20 protein-coding genes, 1 tRNA gene and 1 pseudogene are annotated in these 22,923 nt (G+C 73.2%); 7 read left to right on the forward strand and 15 right to left on the reverse strand.

All coding sequences use genetic code 11. From position 1 onward, the window contains the following. Window positions 1-23 precede the first annotated feature (23 nt). The 6 genes and pseudogenes from E4198_RS07405 to E4198_RS07430 form a co-directional block, all read right to left on the reverse strand. A complete protein-coding gene (locus E4198_RS07405) occupies window positions 24-1,295 on the reverse strand; it encodes an HD domain-containing protein (RefSeq protein WP_136182469.1) in 1,272 nt (423 codons plus the stop codon). Between the two features lie 539 nt (window positions 1,296-1,834). Next, window positions 1,835-3,199, reverse strand: a pseudogene (locus tag E4198_RS07410) (HD-GYP domain-containing protein); the annotation flags it as partial. Between the two features lie 189 nt (window positions 3,200-3,388). Continuing rightward, complete coding sequence (gene rsrA / locus E4198_RS07415) at window positions 3,389-3,706, reverse strand: mycothiol system anti-sigma-R factor (protein WP_136182471.1); 318 nt, start codon at window positions 3,704-3,706, stop codon at window positions 3,389-3,391. Further along, window positions 3,703-4,539: a sigma-70 family RNA polymerase sigma factor gene (locus tag E4198_RS07420; protein WP_136182472.1), complete on the reverse strand. Its 837-nt coding sequence runs from the start codon at window positions 4,537-4,539 to the stop codon at window positions 3,703-3,705. The genes rsrA and E4198_RS07420 overlap by 4 nt, the downstream gene beginning before the upstream one ends. Window positions 4,540-4,611: 72 nt before the next feature. Continuing rightward, a complete protein-coding gene (locus tag E4198_RS07425) occupies window positions 4,612-5,265 on the reverse strand; it encodes an alpha/beta family hydrolase (protein ID WP_136182473.1) in 654 nt (217 codons plus the stop codon). A 105-nt stretch (window positions 5,266-5,370) separates the two neighbouring features. Beyond that, a complete protein-coding gene (locus tag E4198_RS07430) occupies window positions 5,371-6,195 on the reverse strand; it encodes an SOS response-associated peptidase (RefSeq protein ID WP_136182474.1) in 825 nt (274 codons plus the stop codon). A gap of 96 nt (window positions 6,196-6,291) precedes the next feature. Here E4198_RS07430 and E4198_RS07435 point away from each other — a divergent pair, with 96 nt between their 5' ends. The 3 genes from E4198_RS07435 (at window position 6,292) to rsgA (ending at window position 9,477) form a co-directional block, all read left to right on the forward strand. Further along, on the forward strand, window positions 6,292-7,005 hold the full coding sequence (locus tag E4198_RS07435; protein WP_136182475.1) for a M50 family metallopeptidase: 714 nt from the start codon (window positions 6,292-6,294) through the stop codon (window positions 7,003-7,005). Between the two features lie 79 nt (window positions 7,006-7,084). After that, on the forward strand, window positions 7,085-8,455 hold the full coding sequence (aroA, locus tag E4198_RS07440; RefSeq protein WP_136182476.1) for a 3-phosphoshikimate 1-carboxyvinyltransferase: 1,371 nt from the start codon (window positions 7,085-7,087) through the stop codon (window positions 8,453-8,455). Between the two features lie 11 nt (window positions 8,456-8,466). Further along, window positions 8,467-9,477 (forward strand): ribosome small subunit-dependent GTPase A, encoded by a 1,011-nt coding sequence (rsgA, locus tag E4198_RS07445; protein WP_136182477.1) that lies wholly within the window; start codon window positions 8,467-8,469, stop codon window positions 9,475-9,477. 40 nt (window positions 9,478-9,517) lie between these two features. Here the strand turns inward: rsgA and E4198_RS07450 are convergent, their stop codons facing one another. Next, window positions 9,518-10,081, reverse strand: coding sequence for a TetR/AcrR family transcriptional regulator (locus E4198_RS07450; RefSeq protein ID WP_136182478.1), 564 nt, complete (start codon window positions 10,079-10,081; stop codon window positions 9,518-9,520). A gap of 158 nt (window positions 10,082-10,239) precedes the next feature. Here E4198_RS07450 and hisN point away from each other — a divergent pair, with 158 nt between their 5' ends. After that, on the forward strand, window positions 10,240-11,034 hold the full coding sequence (hisN, locus tag E4198_RS07455) for a histidinol-phosphatase (protein WP_136182479.1): 795 nt from the start codon (window positions 10,240-10,242) through the stop codon (window positions 11,032-11,034). 159 nt (window positions 11,035-11,193) lie between these two features. Beyond that, window positions 11,194-11,607, forward strand: coding sequence for a CBS domain-containing protein (locus E4198_RS07460; RefSeq protein WP_051308869.1), 414 nt, complete (start codon window positions 11,194-11,196; stop codon window positions 11,605-11,607). 115 nt (window positions 11,608-11,722) lie between these two features. Here E4198_RS07460 and E4198_RS07465 read toward each other — a convergent pair whose 3' ends face one another. Then, the gene (locus E4198_RS07465; protein ID WP_136182480.1) at window positions 11,723-13,192 is read right to left on the reverse strand and encodes a catalase; all 1,470 of its coding nucleotides are present in this window, start codon (window positions 13,190-13,192) and stop codon (window positions 11,723-11,725) included. A gap of 154 nt (window positions 13,193-13,346) precedes the next feature. Between E4198_RS07465 and E4198_RS07470 the strand changes: the two genes are divergently transcribed. Next, complete coding sequence (locus E4198_RS07470) at window positions 13,347-13,763, forward strand: Fur family transcriptional regulator (RefSeq protein WP_136182481.1); 417 nt, start codon at window positions 13,347-13,349, stop codon at window positions 13,761-13,763. A gap of 110 nt (window positions 13,764-13,873) precedes the next feature. Here the strand turns inward: E4198_RS07470 and E4198_RS07475 are convergent. From E4198_RS07475 to E4198_RS07485, 3 genes are all read right to left on the reverse strand, one after another. Beyond that, a tRNA-Met gene (locus E4198_RS07475) sits at window positions 13,874-13,947 on the reverse strand. A 157-nt stretch (window positions 13,948-14,104) separates the two neighbouring features. After that, window positions 14,105-15,736, reverse strand: a complete 1,632-nt coding sequence (locus E4198_RS07480) for a tetratricopeptide repeat protein (protein ID WP_247597585.1) — start codon at window positions 15,734-15,736, stop codon at window positions 14,105-14,107. A 244-nt stretch (window positions 15,737-15,980) separates the two neighbouring features. Continuing rightward, window positions 15,981-18,881, reverse strand: coding sequence for a UPF0182 family protein (locus E4198_RS07485; protein ID WP_247597875.1), 2,901 nt, complete (start codon window positions 18,879-18,881; stop codon window positions 15,981-15,983). A gap of 133 nt (window positions 18,882-19,014) precedes the next feature. Here E4198_RS07485 and E4198_RS07490 point away from each other — a divergent pair, with 133 nt between their 5' ends. Further along, window positions 19,015-19,590 carry a PPA1309 family protein gene (locus E4198_RS07490; protein ID WP_136182484.1) on the forward strand — a complete coding sequence of 192 codons (576 nt, stop codon included), beginning with the start codon at window positions 19,015-19,017 and terminating at the stop codon, window positions 19,588-19,590. A gap of 99 nt (window positions 19,591-19,689) precedes the next feature. Here E4198_RS07490 and E4198_RS07495 read toward each other — a convergent pair whose 3' ends face one another. From E4198_RS07495 to E4198_RS07510, 4 genes are all read right to left on the reverse strand, one after another. Next, window positions 19,690-20,790 (reverse strand): PDZ domain-containing protein, encoded by a 1,101-nt coding sequence (locus E4198_RS07495; protein WP_136182485.1) that lies wholly within the window; start codon window positions 20,788-20,790, stop codon window positions 19,690-19,692. 26 nt (window positions 20,791-20,816) lie between these two features. Next, window positions 20,817-21,086, reverse strand: coding sequence for a hypothetical protein (locus E4198_RS07500; RefSeq protein ID WP_136182486.1), 270 nt, complete (start codon window positions 21,084-21,086; stop codon window positions 20,817-20,819). A gap of 179 nt (window positions 21,087-21,265) precedes the next feature. Further along, window positions 21,266-21,733 (reverse strand): molybdenum cofactor biosynthesis protein MoaE, encoded by a 468-nt coding sequence (locus E4198_RS07505; protein WP_136182487.1) that lies wholly within the window; start codon window positions 21,731-21,733, stop codon window positions 21,266-21,268. 89 nt (window positions 21,734-21,822) lie between these two features. Then, complete coding sequence (locus tag E4198_RS07510; protein WP_136182488.1) at window positions 21,823-22,917, reverse strand: SDR family oxidoreductase; 1,095 nt, start codon at window positions 22,915-22,917, stop codon at window positions 21,823-21,825. Window positions 22,918-22,923 lie beyond the last annotated feature (6 nt).

Genomic DNA, 22,923 nt, shown 5'->3' on the forward strand with positions numbered 1-22,923 from the left:
ATGCCCACTCGCCCTCGCGCTCACTACCCGGAAGGCGAACCCGTGGCCCCGGACGCCGGCCCCGGCGCGGCCGGTCCGGGGAGGTCCGGGGTCACGACGCGGGCGAGGGCGTCGACCACCCGCGGGTCGTAGTCGCGGGCGGCGCCCAGCCGCAGCCGTTCCAGGGTCCGCAGGGGTGCCGCCACCGGATCCTGCCCGGCGGTCAGCTCCTCGTATGCGTTGGCGACCCGTACGAGACGCGCCGTGAGCGGCTGTTCACGCCACGGGTCGGCCTGCCGTTCGACCACCAGGGCGACGTCCGCGCGGACACCGGTCTGCCGGACCACGGCGCCGCCGAGCAGCGCGATCCGCCGCCGTTCGGAGTCCTCCAGCGGCTCGGTCGCCCCGCCGGCCAGCGGGTCCACCAGGGACAGCTGACCGATGTCGTGCATCAGGGCGGCGTACTCCAGCACGGTGAGATCCGGCTCGGCCAGCCCGAGTTCGCCGGCCATGGCCCGGCTCAGCGCGGCGACGCGGCGGGCGTGGCCCTGTGGAGTGCAGCCGGCCACCTCGGTCGCCCGAGCGAGGGAGACGATGGTCTGCCGGTAGGTGGCCCGTACGGCGGCGTGCCGACGTACCGCGAACTGCACCAGCAGCAGCGGGACCCAGCACACCGGGAGCGCCCACAGCCCGCCCGCGCCCACCGCGAGCGCCAGCACCGCACCGGTGGCGGTCAGCGCCTGCACGAGACCGAACGCGCCGCGCAGCGCGTCGTGCAGCGACGGCGGGAACGCCCGACCGCGGCGTCCGGAGCTCACCACGGCGGCCAGCACCGCGTCCCAGCACGCGGTGAGGAGGAGGACGAGCAGGACCAGCGGGGCGTGCCACGGCCCACCCAGTCCGGTCGCCTCGGCCCACGTGTGCAGGGGCTGGTAGCAGGCGGCGGCGAAGGCGGCCGTCAGCAACCGTCCGGCCTCCCGGTCCGGCCGGACGGGGCGCGGGGCGCGGACCAGGTGCGGGAGAGAGCCGGCGAGGGTGCCGGCCGCCGTGACGGCGACCACCTGCAGCACGCCGTGACCGGCGGGACGGCCCTCCACCTCGCCCAGCAGCGCATAGCCGAGCGCGGCGGCGGTGGCCAGCGGTGCGACCGGGCGCGCATCGCCGGGCAGCCGGACGCGTACGGCCTCGCCGGCGGCGACGAGCAGCGCGAACGCCAGCGCGGCGGCCGGCTGACGCACGCCGTCGCGGACGGTGACGAGCAGTCCGGCGAGTGCGAGTGCGGCCGCGGCGGCGTGCACGGCCGCGACCCGTCGCATCACGTCGGCTCTCCGGGACCGGGAGGGGAGGCGGACGTCGGCCGACCGTAGGGACCGGCGCCTGCGGGCGAACGTCCCTGCACGCCGTCGCGGGGGCGTGCGTCGCCCGAACCGTCCGGCAGGGCACCTGGCGGGCCCGGTGGAGCCTCCCCGGGGCCGGGAAGCCCCGGCCCCGGAGGAGCGGCGTGGCGCCCGCGGGCTCCCGGCGGGCGCCCGGAAGGTACCCCGGCGGCGGACGGCGGTGTGGACTGGTCCGCTCCGGCGCCCGCCGGGCCGTCGAACGACCGCGCCGCGTCGCGGTCCGGAGCGCCGCCGGACGCTCCGAGGCGGGCGGCGCCCGTGGTGTGGGTGGTCGGGCCGGACGGGAACGGCCGGGCCTCGGCACCGTGGCCCCGGGCTGGGGCGGGGGCACGCCCCGCACGGTGACGGCCGTGCGCGGGGCGGCGTACGGCCGTGCGCGGCGGGGGTACGGCCCGGTGGGAGCGGGAGCGTGCGGCGGGCGGGGCCGCGGGTTCGGCGCGGGCACCGTCCCGGGCGGGGTCGGCGGTGACCTCCGCGGACCACCCGTGGCGGTCCAGCGCCCGGGTGAGGGCGTCGACCATGCAGGGATCGAAGTGGGTGCCTGCGCAGCGGTGGAGTTCGGCGACGGCGTCGCCGACCGGCCGTCCGCGGCGGTAGCTGCGGTGGGAGGTCATCGCGTCGAACGCGTCGGCCACGGCGACCAGCCGGGCGGGTTCGGGGATCTCGTCGCCGGCGAGGCCGTACGGGTAACCGGTGCCGTCCAGGCGTTCGTGGTGGTGCAGGATCGCGGAGCGTGCCTCGCCGAGGAAGCGGATACCGCGCACCATCTCGTGCCCGTACTCCGGATGCAGTTCCAGCACGCTGCGCTCCAGCGGGCTCAGCGGTCCGGCCTTGCGCAGCAGCCGGGTGGGCACGCCGAGCTTGCCGATGTCGTGCAGGATGCCCGCGAACCGCAGCGCCTCGGTCCGGCCGTCGTCCATGCCGAGTTCACGGGCGATCAGCGCGGAGGCGCGGCCCACCCGTTCGCTGTGGCCGCGGGTGTAGCGGTCCTTGATGTCCACGGCCTGCACCAGCGCCCGTACGGTCGCCCGGTGGGCGGCCCGTTCCCGCTGGTACTCGGCGAAGACCCAGCAGCACAGCGCCATGAGCAGCAGCACGGACAGGGCGGCTGCCGGGCCGTACGGGCTGCGCCACAGCACGGCCATCAACAGCCCGGCGAGCGCGTGCACGGCGTGCGGCGGCAGCAGGGGAACGAAGCGGCCGCACCACGCGGCGCGCGGGGCGCACCGTTCGGCGGCGACCAGGACGGCGCCGTCCAGGGCGGTCAACGCCGCGCAGTAGACGACCACGACCAGGGCCGCCGGGAGCAGCGCCTCCGGGAGCCCGAACGCGGCCGGCGCCTCCGCGCCGCCCGGTCCCGGTGCCGCTCCGGCGCCGGTCGCCGGGAGCAGCCAGGCCGCAGCGCCGGCGGCGTACGCGGCCAGGGACAGCCGGGCCGCGCGCCACACGCGGCGGGCGCCGGCGTGCCGCGCGGGGACCCGGCCGGCGAGGGCCCCCACGACCGGGACCAGCGCCGCGCCCTCCGGGCGGAGCAGCAGGACGGCGGTGAGCAGCAGCGGCCCGCACACCTCCGGCGGCGCGCCCTCGCCTCCGCCCCACGCGCGCGCCAGGCCCGGGACCCTGCGCCCCGCCTGCGGAAAGAGCTGCGGCAGGTGGGGCAGGGCCTCGGCCGCGGCATACAGGCCGGCGAGCAGGGAGAGCGCCGCCCAGTCGATACGGGCGGGGTCAAGGAGCGCGGGGAGGACGCAGGCGAGGGCGGCCAGCGCGACGGCGAGGACGAGCGCCCACGCGCTCGCGGCGAGCCCGGCGGCCCGTGCTCCCATCGCGCCTCCTCCCCGTCCGGCACAGGGCAGGGAGCATAGGGGCGGTGGCGGCAGGCGCGACGGGCGTGTCGGGAAATCCGCCCGGCAGAGGCCCGCGGATGTCAGCCTTTCGAGTGCATCATGCCCGCACGGACGTGCGGGCATGAGAGGTGCGGGCGGGCTCGAGCAACAGCGCCGACCGCGCCGCTCTCAGCGCCCGGCCCCGCCCTCGTCGCCGGCGCGCGAGGCGGCGCCCGCGTCCGGGCCGATCTCCCCGGCGCGGATCTTCTCGATCCGCCCCATCACCTTGGACCGCAGGTCGGTCGGTACGTCGTCGTGCCCGCAGCATCGCTTGACGAGCTTCTTGACCTCCTGCTCCAGTCCGTACTTCTCCAGGCACGGGGAGCACTCGTCGAAGTGCACCTGGAATTTGGCGCAGTCGCTCTCGGGCATCTCCTGATCGAGGTACTCGTAGAGGTGGTCCAGGATCTCGGAGCAGTCCGTCTCGTGCGGCTCTCCGCAACTCATGAGCCCGAGCCTTTCCCGTCGTGCGACGCGTCCGTACCGGCACCGGCAGGGACGAGTCCGCGGTCGCGCGCGTAGTCCTCGAGCATGCCGCGCAGCTGGCGACGGCCGCGGTGCAGCCGGGACATCACGGTGCCGATGGGTGTCCCCATGATGTCCGCGATCTCCTTGTACGCAAACCCCTCGACGTCCGCCAGGTACACGGCGATCCGGAACTCCTCCGGAATGTCCTGGAGGGCCTGCTTCACGTCCGAGTCGGGCAGGTGGTCCAGCGCCTGGGCCTCCGCGGAACGGAGCCCCGTCGACATGTGCGACTCGGCGCGGGCGAGCTGCCAGTCCTCGATCTCCTCGGCCGCGCTGCGCTGCGGTTCGCGCTGCTTCTTGCGGTAGGAGTTGATGAAGGTGTTGGTGAGGATCCGGTAGAGCCACGCCTTGAGGTTGGTGCCCTCCCGGAACTGGTGGAACGACGCGTACGCCTTGGCATAGGTCTCCTGCACCAGGTCCTCCGCGTCAGCGGGGTTCCGGGTCATACGGAGGCCGGCGGAGTACATCTGGTCCAGGAACTGCAGGGCGTCGCGCTCGAAGCGCGCGCTGCGCTCCTCCGCGCTCTCCTGCCGCTCCGCGTCGCGCGCGCTGTTCGTGCCGTCGCCGGTGCCGGTGACCGGACCCACCTCCTCCGTAGCTCCTGCGGGCAGAAACGAGTACCCGCTCGCCCCGGAGAATAGACGACGATCCGCAGCCTCCGCCGCCGGATTCCCGGCGCCACCGGCCAACGCGAGCGTGGCCCAGTCCAGGTCAGCGGCCTGGGGACGCTGCGGGCAAGCGACAGAACCCATGGGGGCGGCTTCCTTTCGCACAGGGCGTAGACATTCGGACGGTGTGGTCACCGCCGCAGCCCGTACAACACCTCAGGGGGCCGCCGGCATTCCCGCGGCGATCCACGCCTGCACGGCTTCGGTGAGTGTCCGCAGCGCTTCGTCCTGTGACACCGCGGCGGTCTTCGGCACGGCGAATCCGTGGTCCCCGCCGGGGACGGTGGCGAGCCGCGTACCGGCCGGGAACTCAGCGGGCCGCCCGAAGGGGTCCCGCTCGCCCTGGACAACCAGAGTGGGCAGGCCGGCGTCGGCCAGTTCACCGGCGCGCGACTTCTCCGGGCGGCCCGGCGGGTGCAGCGGGAACGACAGCGCGAGCACGGCGACCGCGCCGAGCGCGCCCGCCGTGCGGCATGCGACGCGCGCCCCGGCGCTGCGTCCGCCCGCGACGAGGGGGAGCTCGCCGCCTTCCGTCCGGGCCTCGAGCGCCGGCCGGAGCGCGACCCACGCCGCGTCCAGAGTCTTCGGGGCGGGGGCGACCTTCTTCCCGGCGACCCGCCAGGGCTGCTCGACCAGGGCGACGGTGGTGCCGTGCTGCGGCAGGGCCTCGGCGAGCGCTCGGAGGTCGCGGGCCTCGATGCCGCCCCCGGCGCCGTGGCCGAGGGCGAGCACCCGGCGGGGCCGGTCCGCCGGGTACCAGGTGAGGCGGGCGTCCCCGGTGGGGGTGGCGACGGTTTCGCGTACGGGCATGCGGCGATTCTCCACCGCACGGGCCCGTGACGCGCGCACCGCCGGGGCGCGGCGCCGGAACGCGTACGGCCGCCGAACGCGCCGCGGCCCACCCGCCGCGGGCCGTCAGAAGAGCGTCGGCTCTTCGGGGGCCGCGATCTCCTCGACCAGCTCCGGCCCGTTGTTCCGCACGTTGCTCACCTCCGTCGACACCGGGTAGGCGCGCAGCAGGGCCGCGGGCGGCGGGGCGAGCAGGGCCCGGACCTCGTCCGGGTCGGTCCTCGCCGGGTCCAGCCACGCGTCCCACCGGTCGGGGGTCAGCACCAGCGGCATCCGGGGGTGGATGTCGGCCAGCGACTGCGGACCGGCGTCCGCCTCACCCGTCGCCCCGGCCAGCAGGCCCGTCCCGGCGGCGGTCGTCACCACCGTGCACGTCACCCACCAGGAGCGCGGGTCGTCGTCGGCCCGGGTGCGGTCGCGCCAGAACTCGTACAGCCCGGCCATCGCCATCACGCCGCCGTCGGCCGGGGTGACGAAGTACGGCTGCTTGCGCGGCCGCTTCCGCTTCCCCTCCTGCTCCAGGTCCAGCTCCTTGTTCCCCGTCACCCACTCGAAGTAGCCGTCGGCGGGGAGCAGGCAGCGGCGGGCCGCGAACGGCTTCCGGTAGGCGGACTTCTCGTGCACCGTCTCAGCCCGCGCGTTGATCATCTTCACGCCCATGTCCGGCGACTTGGCCCACCCCGGGACCAGCCCCCAGCGCAGCGTCCGCAGCTGACGTACGGGGCCGGGATCGTCCGACCCCTTCTCCGGTCTGTCGAGCACCGCGTACACGTCCTTGGTGGGCGCGACGTTCCAGTCCGCCGCGAGCGCCTCCTCCGGCTCCCACTTCTGCACGTCGAACAGCCCGACGAGGTCCTCGGGCTTCCTGCTGGCCGCGTACCGTCCGCACATGAGTGCAAGACTGCCACGGCACACCGACAACGCGGCCGTGCGCGGAGGCGGGGACCGCGTACGGACCGCCGGGGGCCAGGGGAGGCACGTCGCAGCATGGACACCAGGGGCATCACCGACCTGTGGGACCGGGTCCTGGGCACCCAGCCCGACCCCGACCTGTGGGTCGTACTCGCCACCGCCGCCGTCGCGTTCGCCGTGATCGCCCCGCACCGCGTGTGGCGGCTGTCCCGGAACGCCGTGACCATCGCGCACGAGGGCGGGCACGGCCTGACCGCGCTGCTCACCGGCCGCCGCCTGGACGGCATCCGGCTGCACTCGGACACCTCCGGCCTCACCGTCTCGCGCGGGAAGCCGCACGGCGTCGGCATGGTGCTCACCGCCGCGGCCGGCTACACTGCTCCCCCGCTGCTCGGCCTCGGCGGAGCCTGGCTGCTGGCCGCCGACCACATCACCCTGCTGCTGTGGGGCGCCACCCTGCTGCTCCTGGCGATGCTGGTGATGGTCCGCAACGCGTACGGCGTGCTCACCGTGGTCCTCACCGGCGGCGCCTTCCTCCTGGTGTCGTGGCTGACCGGCCCGCAGGTCCAGGCCGCCTTCGCCTACGGCGTGGTGTGGTTCCTGCTGCTGGGCGGCATACGGCCGGTGTTCGAGCTCCAGGCGAAACGGCGGCGCGGCGGGGCGCCCGACTCCGACGTCGACCAGCTGTCCCGCCTGACGCACGTGCCGCCGTTCCTGTGGCTGCTCCTGTTCCACGCGGTGTCGCTGTGCTCCCTCGCGGGCGGCGGGCGCTGGCTGCTCGACGTCTGAGGGCGGGCCGACCCGTAGCGGCACCGCCCCGGGCCCGTCCGGGCGCCGTGTGCAGGGGCGCAGCCTCTAGAGTTGAGCCATGACCGAGACCACCGGCCGCCCCGTCGCGGACCCCGCCCTCTGGCCCGCCCCGCTCGCCGCGGACCCCGTGGACGCGACCGTGACCGTGCCCGGGTCCAAATCGGTCACCAACCGCGCCCTGGTGCTCGCCTCCCTGGCCGCCGAACCCGGGTGGCTGCGGCGCCCGTTGCGGTCCCGCGACACACTGCTGATGGCCTCCGCACTGCGGGAGATGGGCGTCGAGATCGAGGAGACCGCGTCCTCCAGCACCGCGCCGGTCAGCGGGACGGCCGGGAGCGGAGAGGTGTGGCGGGTCATCCCGGCCGGTCTGCACGGCCCCGCGACCGTCGACGTCGGCAACGCCGGCACCGTGATGCGCTTCCTGCCGCCCGTCGCCACCCTCGCCGACGGGCCCGTCCGCTTCGACGGCGACCCGCGGTCGTACGAACGGCCGCTGCACGGCGTGATCGACGCGCTGCGCGCCCTCGGCGCCCGCGTCGACGACGACCGGCGCGGCGCGCTCCCGCTCACCGTGCACGGCGCGGGCTCCCTGGAGGGCGGCGCGGTCGAGATCGACGCCTCCTCCTCCAGCCAGTTCGTCAGCGCGCTGCTGCTGTCCGGGGCGCGCTTCAACCAGGGCGTCGAGGTACGGCACGTCGGCGGCAGGCTGCCGTCGATGCCACACATCCGGATGACCGTGGAGATGCTGCGCGCCGCCGGTGCCCGGGTCGACACCCCCGAGGACGGCGGGAAGGCCGACGTCTGGCGGGTGACGCCGGGCGCGCTGCTGGGACGCGACGTGGTCGTCGAGCCGGACCTGTCCAACGCGCAGCCGTTCCTCGCCGCGGCGCTGGTCACCGGAGGCCGCGTGACCGTGCCGGACTGGCCGCGGCACACCACGCAGGCCGGCGACGCGCTGCGCGACATCCTCACCGCCATGGGCGGCTCCTGCGAGCTGGACGAACGCGGCCTCACGTTCACCGGCTCGGGCCGTGTCCGGGGCGTCGACATCGACCTCGGCGAGGTCGGCGAACTGACGCCGGGCATCGCCGCCGTCGCCGCGCTCGCCGACGGCGAGTCCGTGCTGCGCGGCGTCGCGCACCTCCGGCTGCACGAGACCGACAGACTGGCCGCGCTCGCCCAGGAGATCAACGGGCTCGGCGGCGACGTCACCGAGACCGAGGACGGCCTGCGCATCCGGCCCCGGCCGCTGCACGCCGGGGTCTTCCACACCTACGACGACCACCGGCTGGCCACCGCAGGCGCGGTGCTCGGGCTGGCCGTCGACGGCGTGCGCGTGGAGAACATCGCCACCACGGGCAAGACCCTCCCGGACTTCCCGGAGCTGTGGCACGGCATGCTCGGCACCTCCGCCGGAGCACGGGCGTAGAGGCGGCCGGGATGCGCCGCTACGGCAAGCACACCGACGAGGACGACATCCGCGTACGCCCCGGCCGCCGCGGCAGCCGGCCCCGCACCCACCGGCGGCCCAAGCACGAGGACGCGGCCGAGGGCTTCGTCGTCACCGTCGACCGCGGCCGCCTCACCTGCCTGGTCGACGGCCGCACGGTCACCGCGATGAAGGCCCGCGAACTGGGCCGCAAGGGCGTGGTCGTCGGCGACCGGGTCGCCGTGGTCGGCGACCTGTCCGGCGCGAAGGACACCCTCGCCCGCATCGTGCGGGTCGAGAAGCGGGCCTCGGTGCTGCGGCGCACGGCGGACGACGACGACCCGTACGAGCGCGTCGTCGTCGCCAACGCCGACCAGCTCGCCATCGTCACCGCACTGGCCGACCCGGAGCCGCGACCGCGGCTGATCGACCGCTGCCTCGTCGCGGCGTACGACGCCGGACTCGACCCGCTGCTGGTGCTCACCAAGTCCGACCTCGCGGCGGCCGACCCGCTGCTGGAGACGTACGCGCCCCTCGGCGTGCGGTACGCCGTCTGCAACCGGGACGAGCTGGCGAACGGCGACGCGGCGGAGCGGGTGCGCGAGCGGCTCTACGGCCGCACCACCGCGTTCGTCGGCCACAGCGGGGTCGGCAAGACGACGCTGGTGAACGCGCTGGTGCCGCCCGCCCGGCGACGGGCCACCGGTCACGTCAACGCGGTCACGGGGCGGGGCCGGCACACGACCACCTCGGCGTTGGCGCTGCCCCTGGCCGGCGACTCCGGATGGGTGATCGACACCCCCGGGGTGCGGTCGTTCGGACTGCACCACGTGGACGCGGGGCGTGTCATCCACGCCTTCCCGGACCTGAAGCCCGGCACGGAGGGCTGCCCCCGGGCGTGCAGCCACGACGAGCCGGACTGCGCCCTGGACGCGTGGGTCGCCGACGGCCGTGCGGAGCAGGCTCGCCTCCACTCCCTGCGACGCCTCCTCGCCACCCGCGAACCCCACGAGGGCGACTGACGCCGCGTGGCACCGCCGGTGCCGGAAGAGAGCGCGGGCCTCAAAGAAGGGCGCGGGTCACGTCGTGGATGCGGGTGCACGCCTCGTCCTCCGCGCCGGGCACGGGTACGACGACGTAGGAGAGCGCGAGGCGGAGTCCCGCGTCGCACGCGAGGTGCAGCAGCTCGGCCCGCGCCGCGTCGGCGGCGAGCGCCGCGACCAGCCGCCGCAGCAACTCGTCCGCGAGCTCCTGCGGTGTCCCCGGCTCGCCGCGCGCCGCCGGCGGCATCCGCCCGGTCCAGCACCCGGTGAGCGCACACCGCACGATCGGCTCGCCGCCGATCGTGCGGAGCATCCACCCGGCAGCGACCGCCAACCCCGTCGGCGGGTCCGCGCCGCCCCGGACGGCCTGCGCCGCGACCGCCGCGGCACCGCGCAGGAAGCCCTCGACACGGTGGTGCACCAGCGCGCGGCCGAGCCCGTCCTTGTTGCCGAACTCGTTGTAGAGGGTCTGCCGCGAGACACCGGCGCTCGCGGCCAGTTCGACCATGCGGACGCCCGTCCACGGCCGGGTGGACACGGCCTCGTGCGCGGCGTCGAGCAGGCTCTCGCGTGCGGTCGGCATCCCCACCTCCGTGCGGCGTGCACGCGCAGCGCGCGCACGTGGCGCGGGCACAGAATCGACGCGTCCGCAGGGGCTGTCAATACGCGCCGCAGCGGGCGACCCACCCGGACGGCCATGCTCGTGTGGCCGCCCGGGGAGACGGTCGATACTGTTCGCACATGCCGGACTACCACGATGATCTGCGCCTCGCCCATGTCCTGGCCGACGCCGCCGACGCCACGACGATGGAGCGGTTCAAGGCCCTCGACCTCAAGGTGGAGACCAAGCCGGACATGACGCCCGTCAGCGAGGCCGACAAAGCGGCCGAGGAGCTGATCCGTACGTCGCTGCGGCGGGCGCGCCCACGCGACGGCGTGCTGGGCGAGGAGTTCGGCACCGAGGGGAACGGTCCGCGCCGCTGGATCATCGACCCCATCGACGGCACCAAGAACTACGTCCGGGGCGTACCCGTGTGGGCGACCCTGATCGCGCTCACCGAGACGACGGAGGGGGGCGACCGTCCGGTGGTGGGGCTGGTCTCCGCGCCCGCGCTGCACCGCCGGTGGTGGGCCGTGCAGGGCGGCGGCGCGTACACCGGGCGCAGCCTCCCGCAGGCCACCCGGATGCACGTGTCGCGCGTCGGCCGGTTCGCGGACGCGTCGTTCGCCTACTCGTCGCTCTCGGGCTGGGAGGAGCGCGGGATGCTCGGCGGCTTCCTCGACCTGACCCGGTCCTGCTGGCGTACGCGCGCGTACGGCGACTTCTGGCCCTACATGATGGTCGCCGAGGGCTCCGTGGACATGTGCGCGGAGCCGGAGTTGTCGCTGTGGGACATGGCGGCGAGCGCCGTGATCGTCGAGGAGGCGGGCGGCCGTTTCACCGGACTGGACGGCAGGCCGGGCCCACACAGCGGGAACGCGGCGGCCTCGAACGGCCTGCTGCACGACGAGTTGCTGGGACGGCTGACCGCCTGACCGGGCCGGTTCCCTGAGCTGGACGGGGCGCGCGCCGGCGGGCGCGCGCCCTCTTGTTGTGTCCGGGGCGGCGTGTGAGCATGAAGACTCGAACCGCTTGTGACCTTGTGAAACGCTTCGCAAGGCCCGCGACAGCTACCCGAGAGGGGCTCACACGCCATGCCCACCCTCGTACAGGACGCCATGAGCACCGTGGTTCTGACCATCGGCCCGACCCATTCGCTGCGGCAGGCCGCCGAGCTGATGTCTGCCCGGCGCGTCGGCGCCGCGGTGGTCCTCGATCCCGACGCCGGCGGCATCGGCATCCTCACCGAGCGGGACATCCTCAACTCGGTCGGCGCCGGCCAGGACCCGGAACAGGAGACCGCGCAGGGGCACACCACCACGGACGTCGTCTTCGCCGGCCCGCGGTGGACGCTGCACGAGGCCGCACAGGCCATGGCGCACGGCGGCTTCCGCCACCTGATCGTGCTGGACGAACAGGAACCCGTGGGCGTGGTGTCCGTCCGCGACATCGTGCGGTGCTGGTCGGGTATCCCGGACGCCTACGACGCGACGGTGTCCGCGGGCTGACCTCGCCCACAGGCACTTCCGACCCCGACGGACCGGAGGGACCGGAGCCCCATGGCGTCCGGTCCCTCCGGCTCCTTACGGCGAGCGGATGCCCACCGGGGTGCGCGACCCCGGGTCAGCCGCGGAGGGCCTGAACCGCGGCCTCCAGCCGCTTGCCGTAGTCGGGGTCCGCCTTGCGGAAGTTCTCGATGGCGCGCTCCGCGATGTGGTCGTGGGTGATGCCCGCCATGGCTCCGGCCAGGTTGTCGATCAGCCGGCCCTTCTCCTCCTCCGTCATCAGCCGGTAGAGGTCGCCGGCCTGGACGAAGTCGTCGTCCTCGGCGTGGGAGGGGGCCGCGGTGTCGCCGGTCCGTCCGGAGACCGCGACCGGCTCCCACAGCGGGCGGTCGGTCTGGGGAGGCCCGCCGAAGCTGTTCGGCTCGTAGTTCTTCCGCCCGCCGTGCCGGCCGTCGTACAGGAAGCCGTCCCGGCCGTGGGTGCGTGCCTCGGCGGCGCGCGGACGGTTCACCGGGAGGTGGTCGGCGTTGATGCCGACGCGGTAGCGGTGCGCGTCGCCGTACGCGAAGAGGCGACCCTGGAGCATCTTGTCCGGGGACGGGCCGATGCCCGGCACGAAGTGGTGCGGAGAGAAGATCGACTGCTCGACCTCGGCGAAGATGTTCTCCGGGTTGCGGTTGAGCTCCATCCGGCCGATCTCGTGCAGCGGGTAGTCCGCGTGCGGCCAGACCTTCGTCAGGTCGAACGGGTTGAAGCGGTAGGTCGCCGCCTCCTGCACCGGCATGACCTGGACGTAAACCGTCCAGCTCGGGAACTCGCCCCGCTCGATGGACTCGCGCAGGTCCCGCTGGTGACTGTCCGGGTCCTTGCCGGCCAGTTCGTCCGCCTCGGCCTGGGTGAGGCTCTTGACGCCCTGGTCGGTCTTGAAGTGGTACTTGACCCAGAAGGCCTCGCCGTCGGCGTTGCTCCACTGGAAGGTGTGCGAGCCGAAGCCGTGCATGTGGCGGTAGGAGGCGGGGATCCCGCGGTCGCCGAAGAGCCAGGTCACCTGATGCGTGGACTCGGGCGACAACCCCCAGAAGTCGAAGACGTTGTCCGCCTCCTGCGAGCCGGTGTACGGGTCGCGCTTCTGCGTGTGGATGAAGTCCGGGAACTTCACGGCGTCCTTGATGAAGAACACCGGCGTGTTGTTGCCGACGAGGTCGTAGTTGCCCTCCTCGGTGTAGAACTTCAGCGCGAAGCCGCGGGGGTCGCGGACCGCGTCCGCCGCACCCAGGTTGCCGGCCACGGTCGAGAAGCGGGCGAAGACCTCCGTCTCCTTGCCCACATCGGAGAGGAACGCGGCGCGGGTGTAGGGGGTCACGTCGCGCGTGACGGTGAAGGTGCCGTACGCGCCCGCGCCGCGGGCGTGCACGATGCGCTCCGGGATGCGCTCGCGGTTGAAGTGGGCGAGCTTCTCCAGCAGGTGCTGGTCCTGGACCAGCACCGGGCCGCCGGCACCGGCCGTCTGGCTGTTCTGGTCGTCCGCGACGGGTGCGCCGGCCTCGGTCGTCAGCGGGCCGGTGGTCTCGTACTGCTGCGCGGTCACATCCGCCTCCTCGGTGCTCGGGGACCCGTCCTACGGGAAACCGTTCCCCTGGTAATCTGCACTAGATCCTACATTGGACATTGTCCAAGTCAAGAAGATTCCGAAAGCCGTACGGGGTCTTACCATGGAACGTCCGACTGCTAGGCTTGGGGGCATGAGCGACCTTCTGCAACGACTGAGAGAGCGTGGCTGGCGGCTCACCGCACAGCGGCGCGTGGTCGCCGAAGTGCTCGACGGCGACCACGTGCACTACACGGCCGACGAGGTCCACACGCGCGCCACGGACCGGCTTCCGGAGATCGCGCGGGCCACGGTCTACAACACGCTGAGCGAACTGGTCACACTGGGCGAGGTGCGAGAAGTCAGCACCGACGGGCGCGCCAAGCGGTACGACCCCAACGCCCGGCACAGCCACCAGCATTTGGTCTGCTCGCAGTGCGGGATGATCCGTGACGTGCACCCGACCGGCGACCCGCTCGCTTCGCTGCCCGACGGGGAGCGGTACGGCTTCTCCGTGGCGGGCGCGACGATCACCTACCGGGGGCTGTGCCCCGACTGCGCCGCGGCCTGACGCCCGACGGCACCGTCGCCGCCGCCCTCGCGTGCGGCCCACGCAGCGACTGCGCGACGCGCACACGCGACGAAGGGCCCGGAACACCGTTCCGGGCCCTTCGTCTTCAGTAGCGGGGACAGGATTTGAACCTGCGACCTCTGGGTTATGAGCCCAGCGAGCTACCGAGCTGCTCCACCCCGCGTCGTTGTGTGATCACTGTAGCGGACCACACGACGCCGATGCAAATCGCTTACCCGCTGCACCCTCGGGCCCGGGACACGGACACGGGCCCCACCGCTTTGGCCGACCCCGCCCGGAGCGGCGACGCCGCCGTGAGGCGGGTCATCCCCGCCCCACGGTCACGCCGAAAGCTCGTCCGCGAGGGCGTCGGCCAGCCGCGCCGCGCGCTCCGCGACCTCCTCGGGTCCCAGCTCGACGGCCCGGGCACACCAGCGCCGGCCCTGGGCCAGCTCACCGCGCCGGGCGGCGACCAGCGCCAGCCGCAGGGCCGCACGGCCGTGGCCGGCCTCCGCCGCGCGTGCCCACCACAGCGCGGCCTCGGGCTCGCCGCCCTCACGGGCCAGCAGCAGCCCGAGGTTGAACGCGCCGTTCGGGCTGCCGCCCTCGGCGGCCGCGCGGTACCAGCGGGCGGCGTCCACGACGTCGCCGCGCGCGGAAGCGCACATGCCCAGCCGCACCTGCGCGCGCCGGTGGCCCTGCTCGGCCGCCCGCTCGTACCACTCCTCGTGCTCGTCGCGGCCGGGCAGCACGTCGGCGCTGCCCTCCTGCGGCTCCTGCGCCTGCTGCTCCAACAGCAGGCCCAGCCGGAAGGCGCCCTCGATGCTGCCGCCGCCCGCGGCACGCCGTAGGTAGCGCTCGGCGGCGTGGTCGTCGCCGTCCCGCTGGTGGGCGAGGCCGACCTGGAGAGCCGCCTCCGCGTGCCCGTCGTCCGCCGCGCGCCCGTACCAGATGCGCGCGCCGTGATCGTCGCCCCGGCCCACGTGGAGGATGCCGAGGTTGAAGGCGGCGTCCACGCTGCCCGCCTCGGCGGCCTTCGAGAACCACGGCTCGGCACCGTCCGCGTCACCCCGCTGGAGCAGCAGGACGGCCAGCGCGTTCGCCGCCTCGTGGTGTCCGGCGTACGCGGCACGCCGGTACCACTGCTCGGCCTGGGCCGTACGACCCTGCGCGGAGCAGAGCAGGCCGAGGTTGAACGCGCCGTTGTCGTCGCCGGCGTCCAGTGCGGCGCGGTACCAGCGCTCGGCGGTCTGCCGCTCGCCACGGGAGGCGTGCAGGGCACCGAGGGCGTTGGCGGCGTTGCCGTCCCCGCCCTCGGCGGCGCGGCGCCACCACTCGGCGGCGCTGTCCTCGTCACCGGCGTCGCGGAGCAGGAAGCCCAGGGCGCAGGCGGCACGGGACTCGCCGTCCTTGGCGGAGGTGAGGTACCAACGGCCCGCCTCCCTCAGCTCACCGCGGCGTTCGAGGATGGCGCCCAGGCGCAGCGCGGCGCGGCGGTGGCCGCGTGCTGCGGCCTGCCGGTACCACTGCTCGGCCTCCTTGCGGCCGTCCTCGCCCCCCCGGTCCTCGGCGATCTTCGCGAGCCGGTACGCCGCCTCCCGGTGGCCCTGTTCTGCGGCGGCCCGGAACCAGTCCCGGGCGCCCTCCTCGCCGCGGTGGGCGAGCAGGTCGGCGAGAGCGTACGCCCCGAGCGCGTGGCCGGACTCGGCGGACTGCACCAGCCAGTAGTGCGCGGCCGGTTCGTCGCCCCGCTCCCGGTGGTGGCGGCCCAGCGCGTGGGCCGCTGCGGCGGAGCCGGCCACGGCGGCGACCCGCCACCATCCGGCCGCCTCGTCGGGGTAACCGCGCTGGTGCAACAGCACGCCCAGGTTGTTGGCCGCCGCGCGGTCGCCCGCGGCCGTCGCGGCGCGCAGCTTCGGCTCGGCGGCGTCGAGATCTCCCCGGCGCAGCAGTTGCGCGCCCAGCACACTCATCGCGTTGATGTCCGGCGTGCCACCCCCGACATCCCGATCGTCAAGTCTGACCTTGTCCCCCATAAGCCCCATCGTCGCATCACCCGCAACCCGCGTACACCTCAATACCGCTCCCCATGAGGTCACTTCAGCGTTTTGTCGACTTCCCGACACGGAGATCACTCAAACCCCGGACACCGGACATCCCCCGGACAAGCGAAGGGCCCGGAGTCGTTGACCCCGGGCCCTTCGTCCGATTTTCCCGTCAGGAACCGCCGCCCTCACGCGCGTCGGCGGCCTCCTGGATGGCCTCCTTCAGGTCTTCCTGGGCTCGCCCGTAGGCACCCCAGTCACCCTCGCGGAAAGCCTGCTCGCTGCGCTCGTAGGCGTCCTCGATGTCCTGGAGGGCCTGCTGGAGGTCCGGGGCGCCGGGCGGATCGCCGCCCGGGTCCTGACCCTGGTCCTGGTCCTCACCGGGGTCCTGACCCGGGTCCTGACCGGGATCCTCACCCGTGTCGCCGGTGCCGTCGGCCTGGAAGACGTTGTTCAGCGCCTCCTCCAGCGTGTTCTCGAACGCGACCCGTTCGCCGTAGACCGCGACGACCTTCCGCATCCGCGGATAGCTGGTGTTCGCGCCCTCGATGTAGACCGGCTCGACGTAGAGCAGGCCACCCCGGAGCGGCACCGTCAGCAGGTTGCCGTACTCGATCTCGGAGTCGCCGCGTTTGAGGATGTTGAGGTCGTCGGCGATCTCCGGGTCGGAGTTGATCTTGCTCTGCACCTGTTGCGGTCCGGCCACCGTGGTGTTGGACGGCAGTCTCAGCAGGTCGATCCGCCCGTAGTTCGGACTCGTCGCGTTCGCGTCCACCGCCATGAAGGCGCCGAGCGTCTCACGCTCCACCGGGTTGAAGGTGGTGGTCAGCGAGAACGTCTGCTCCTTCTCCCCCGGCAGCTTCATACTCAGGTAGTACGGCGGAACGGCCGTGCTGCCCTCGCGCGTGGGGTCGTCCGGGATCTGCCAGCGCTCGCTGCCGCTGTAGAACTGCGAGGCGGACGTGACGTGGTAGCGGGTGAGCAGCTCGCGCTGGACCTTGAACAGGTCCTGCGGATACCGCATGTGCTCCTTGAGGTTCTTGCTGATCGCGCTCTTCGGCTCCACCGTGCCGGGGAAGGCCTTCATCCAGGTCTTCAGCACCGGGTCCTTCTCGTCCCACTGGTAGAGCTCGACCTCGCCGGTGTAGGCGTCGACGGTGGCCTTCACCGAGTTGCGGATGTAGTTGACCCGGTTCTGCTGAGCGACGACCGAGCGCTGGCTGTCGGTCAGGGCGTCGGTGGTGGTGTCGCCCAGCGTGGTGCGGGAGGAGTACGGGTAGTTGTTGGTCGTCGTGTAGGCGTCGACGATCCACTGGACCTTGCCGTCCACGATCGCCGGGTAGGGGTCGCCGTCGATCGTCAGCCACGGGGCGACCGCCTCGACCCGCTCCTTCGGCGTCCGGTTGTAGAGGATCTGCGAGCCCTCGCCGATGGCACCCGAGTACAGGATGCGCGGCTCGCCGAAGCTCATCGCGTACGCGGCCCGGTTGAACGGGTTGGACAGCTCGACGCCGCCGTCGCCGGTGTAGGAGTAGGTGACCTCCTCACCGTCCCCGACGTAGTCGATCTCCTCCTGCGGGCCGTCGACGATCGAGTACGTGGTCGTCTGCTCGCCGTAGTAGATCCGCGGCTGGTACTCGCCCAGCTCGCCCCGCGGCGGCAGGTTCTTCTCCAGGAAGACTGGCTCGCCGTCCTTGTCGACCTCTGTGCCCTTCGCAGCCACCATGCCGTAGCCGTGGGTGTACTTGAAGTGCTCGTTGATCCATCCCTTCTTGGGGATGCCCTGCGGGTCGATCTCACGGAGACCGACCACCGAGTCGACCTCCTCGCCGTCCTCCGTGGTGTAGCGGTCCACGTCCAGCGTCGCGGGGAACTCGTAGTACCCGCGCACCTGCTGCTTCTGCTGGAAGGTCGGCGAGACGACGTTCGGGTCGAGGAGGCGGAGGGCGGCGGTGGTGTCCGCAGCGTTCCGCAGCTCCTGGTCGCCGGCCTTGCTGGTGCCCGAGTAGTTGGTCGCCCGCGAGTCGTTGATGTTGTACGCGTCGCGCGTCGCCTTGATGTTCTTCTTGATGTACGGCGTTTCCTTGGCCTGCTCGTTCGGCTCGACCTGGAACTTCTGCACGATCGCCGGGTAGAGGCCGCCGATGAGGATGGCGGAGAGCACCATCAGGCCGAAGCCGATGACGGGGAGCTGCCAGGTGCGCCGCCACAGGGTCGCGAAGAACAGCACGGCGCAGATGATCGCGATGATGAAGAGGATGGTCTTCGCCGGCAGGTACGCGTTGGCGTCGACGTACTTCAGGCCGGTCCAGTTCTCCGTGGCCTTGAAGTCGCTGCCCTTCACCGCGAGGCCGTACCGGTCCAGCCAGTACGCCACGGCCTTCAGAGCGACGAAGACGCCCAGCAGCACCGAGAGGTGGCCGGTCGCCTGCGCGGTGGCGCGGGCCCCGGGACTGGTGACGCGCAGCCCGCCGTACAGGTAGTGCACCAGGCCGGCGGCGATCAGCGAGAGCACCGTCGCGGCGAACCCGAAGCCGAGCAGGAAGCGGTACCACGGCAGGTCGAACGCGTAGAACGAGACGTCCATGCCGAACTGGGGGTCGGTGGTGCCGAAGTCCACGCCGTTCACCCACAGAAGCCACTTGCGCCACTGCCCGGCGGCGGACGCGCCGGACACGAGGCCGACCAGCGCGGCGATGCCGAGCAGGATCCACCTCTTGTACGGCGCGATGCCCATGCGGTACCGGTCCAGGCTCTGCTGCTCCAGCGACATGGCGCTCAGCGGCGGTCGCAGCCGGTGCGCGAGCCAGATGTTCAGCCCGACGACGGCGGCCATCAGCAGGCCGAAAACGGCGAACAGCCCCACCTTGGTCACCAGGGTGGTGGTGAAGACCGAGCTGTAGTCCAGCGAGCGGTACCACAGCCAGTCCGTCCAGAACCCGGCGAACATGACGAAGAGCATGGCGAGGACCGCGAGCACGCCCGCGGTCATGAGCAAGGTCCGGGCGCGCCGCGAAGGTCGGCCCACTCTGATCCGTGGCCCGGTGGGACCTCCGGAGCCCCGGTCCGGCATCTGGAAAGCCAAGGTGCGCACCTCGAAGATTCGCAGTGGATGATGCAGGGCCCGCATCGTAGGCCCACCTAGGCAACTTACCGAAGCTTTACCCGGTTCCCGAGTCCGGGGGCCGGACCGGCAGGATGGAGCGATGAACAGCAACGCGACAGGCGGCACCCCAATGGCCACGAGCCCCCTGACCAGGGCGGTTCTCGAGATCGACGAGTACGCGGCGGGTCTGGGATGGGATCAGCCCGCACGGCTCTTCGCCCTGGTCGACACCGCGAGACTGCGCGCCGAGGAGCCCGGACTCGCCGAACAGCTCGGTGTGCAAGCCAGCGACGAGGAGCAGCCGGGCGTCCTCGCACTCACCCCCGTCGAGCAGGACGAGCTGCCACCCGGCACACCGCTCGACGAGTTCCTGGGCACGATCGGCTGGCCGGACGCCGTGGCAGGCTGCGCGCTCACCATCGAGCGGCTGATGCTGCCGCCCTCCGCCGAGGACTCGGCACCCGAGGACATGGACGAGGCTGGGCTGTCGCGGTGGGTCGCCGAACACCCGGAGCGGCAGGAGGTCCGGATGACCGTGGGCGTGCTGCGCGACGGCGCCCGCGAGTCGGCACTGCGGCTGCGGGAGAAGGACGCCTCGACGGAGGTCCTCACCGGTGCCGGGCTGGTGCCGGGGCTGGCGGACGCCCTCGCCTCGACCTTCGACGAGACGGACTGAGGGACGAGACGGGCTGCCGGACGGGTCCGCGCCGGGGGCGCGCCTCGGGGGCCTCCGGCCGCCCGGACCCCGGGCGGCCGGGGATCCGGGCAGCCGGTCTCAGCCGCCGCAGCGGGGAAGGTCGGCGGTCTCGCCCGCGCGAATCTTCTCCAGCGCGCCGAGCGCGTCGTCGAGCGTCTCCACCTCGACCAGGGTGAGGCCGTCGGGCTTGTGCGCGAGGGCGGAGGAGCAGTTCTTCGCCGGGGTGAGGAAGTACTCCGCACCCTTGTCGTGTGCGGCGATCGTCTTCATGCCGATGCCGCCGATCGCGCCCACCCGGCCGGTCGCGTCTATCGTGCCGGTGCCCGCCACGAAGGCGCCGCCGGTGAGCTTGTCCTCGGGCGTCAGCTTGTCGATGATGCCCAGCGCGAACATCATCCCGGCGCTCGGGCCGCCGACGTCCGCGAGCGAGATGTCGATCCGGAACGGGAAGGTGTGGGTGATGCCGGGCTGGATGCCGACGATGGCGCGGCCGTCCTCCGGCGCCTTCTCGGTGCGGACGGTGACCTGTTCGCCGTCGAGGGAGCCGATGCCGCGGCCGTCCTTCTGTGCGTCCTCCACCTCGTCCGCGGGGACCACCGTGAAGCGGACCTTCTCGCCCGGCTCGTGGCGGGTGACGATGTCGGCGACATCGGTCGGCTTCCGCACCTGCTCGCCGTCCACCGACCGGATGATGTCGCCCGCGTGCAGCGTGCCCTGCGAAGGGCCACCCTCGATGACCGCCTGCACCACCACCCGGGCGGTGACCGGCTCGCCGATCGCCTTGAGCGCGGCCGCCTTGGCGCTCTCCTGGGACTGGCTGAACTCCTCCGCGTTCTGCTGGTCGACCTCCTCGGCCGACTTGTCCTCCGGGTAGAGGATCTCGTGCGGCACCACCGCGTCGTCCTCGCTGAGCCAGCCGTGCAGGGCGGTGAACAGGTCCATCCGGTACTCGGAACCGGTGACGCGGACGGTCGTCATGTTGAGGTGCCCGCCGTAGGCGTCCTCCGGGATGTCCTTGCCCGGGAAGCTCAGCACCTGCTCGCCCTCCACTTCGCCCAGCGTGTTGTACGTCGGCCCCGGGGACATCTCCGCGTACGGCACCTTGATCAGCACGACCCCGCACAGCAGGGCTATGAGCAGCAGCGTGGACGCAAGCATGGTCGCGGTGCGGCGTGGCATGCGTACGACAGTACGGGACCGGGGTGTCAGTGCGCTTCCCGGCCCGTTCCGCTCCCGGCGGGCGGCATGGTGCCGTGGTTCGCCGGTACCCGCGGCGTCGAGGCGGCCGAAGCGGCAGGCGCGAGAGAACCGGCCTCGCCCCCGTGCGTGCGCGCCATGGCGGCGCGGAACCGTTCGTATCCGGCCACGCCTGCCGCGTCCGGAACGACCGACCTGCGCCGGCCGGCCCAGCCGCCCCAGACGCTCGCCACAACTCCTGCGGCGACCGGGATCAGCAACCAGAGGAGAGCCGCCATCGAGACCTCCCGACGTGGAAATGCGCTGGTCGACCGGACCTCCGGCCGACTGATGAGCAGATTAGCTCTCGGCGCTTCCAACGCTCGGGGCGGGGGCGGGGTTACGCAACGCCGACACGCACACCGGTCTCAAGGTGTTTGAAACCCGCACTCCGCCCACGCCGCCCGAAGGGCGGGCGCTACGCGCCCACCCATTCCTGGGTGCCGTCGTGGAAGGTCTGGTGTTTCCAGATGGGGACTTCGGACTTCAGGTCGTCGATGAGGCGACGGGACGCCGCGAAGGCCTCCGCGCGGTGCGGGCAGGAGACCGCGACCACCACTGCCAGGTCGCCGATCTCCAGGTCGCCCACCCGGTGCACGGCCGCCAGTGCCCGCACGGGGAAGTCCGCGGCGACCTTCTCCGCGACCCGGCGCAGCTCGGCCTCCGCTGTCGGATGGGACGAGTAGCCCAGTCGGGCGACATCCGCGCCGCCGTCGTGGTCGCGGACCGTTCCGACGAAGAGCGCCGTGCCACCCGCCGCCGAGTCGCCGACCGCGGCGAACACCTCGTCGACCGACAGCGGGGTGTCGCGGATGCCCAGCAGCCGGATCGGGTCGGGTGAGGGCTGCTCGCCGGGGTGCTCGTGCGTCTGTGCCATGCGGCTCATGCTGCCCCACCGAGCCCCGCAGCGGAACCGCCGTCTGCTCCGTGGACGACGTCGCGACGGGGGTGACGGGCTCGGGAGCGACGGCGAGGTCAGACGCCCCGGCGCTTGCGTGCCCGGCGCACCACCGCCGCGGCGCCCAGCAGGGCGACCGTGGCGCCGGCGGCGCCGGCCGCGGTGGCGTCCTTGCGGCCGAGGCGGCGGCCCGCGACCGTGTGCCGGCCGGCGACCTCCTCCAGCAGCTCGGCCAGCACCTCCTCGTTCGTCCAGGCCGGGCGCCAGCCCGCGTCGTGCAGCCTGCTGCCGCTGACCACCCAGGGGTGCATGGTGTACGCCAGGTCGCCGGCCGGGGAGGGTGTTATGCCCAGCCGGTGCAGCCGGGAGGCGGCGCCGAGCGCGACCGACGACGGCAGCTCCATGCGCCGGATGCCGGTCAGCTCCTCCACCTCCTCCTGCTCCAGCCAGCCGTCGCAGCCCACGGCCAGCTCACCGTCGACCTTCCCCAGCACCGCGTACTCCAGGGCGCTGACCAGGTCGTCCACGTGACAGAACTGCCAGCACGGCCGCGAGCCGGCGACCACCAGCAGGCGCGGCGACTCGAAGTAGCGGGTCAACGCGGTGTCCGTGCCGCCGACCAGCACGGCAGGCCGGAGCACAGTGACGCTCAGGCCCGGGTGGGCGCGGGGTGCGCGGTGCGCCAGACGTTCGATCTCCAGCAGGTCGCCCAGGCCCGTGGCCTCCGCGGTGGCCCGCAGCTCGGCGTCCTCCGCCAGCGGCACGTCGTTGTCCGGGAGGGCTCCGTAGACCATCGCCGAGGTGCAGACCACGACGCGCGGCACCCCGGCCGCGGCGGCCGCCGTGAGCACGGTCTGCGCGCCGCGCACGTTGTAGGCGGTACGGGCCGCCGGGTCGGCTTCCAGGTCCAGGTCGAGCGCCAGGTGGACCACCACGTCGACGGGGCGGGTGTCGCCGCGCAGCCGGTCGGCAATGGCCGGGTCCCGCACGTCGAGGGTGTGCCACTCGACGCCGTCCACCTCCCCGCGACGCTCGTCCAGGGCAATGACCTGCTTGATCTCCGGCGAGGCGGCGAGCCGCTCGGTGAGCAGGGCACCCACTCCCGAGGCCGCGCCGGTGACGGCGACGACGGGGGTTCGCGCTGCGCGAACGTCGGACGGAGAGGAACTCACCGGGCG

The sequence above is a fragment of the Streptomyces sp. RKND-216 genome (assembly GCF_004795255.1).
GTDB lineage: Bacteria > Actinomycetota > Actinomycetes > Streptomycetales > Streptomycetaceae > Streptomyces > Streptomyces hazeniae.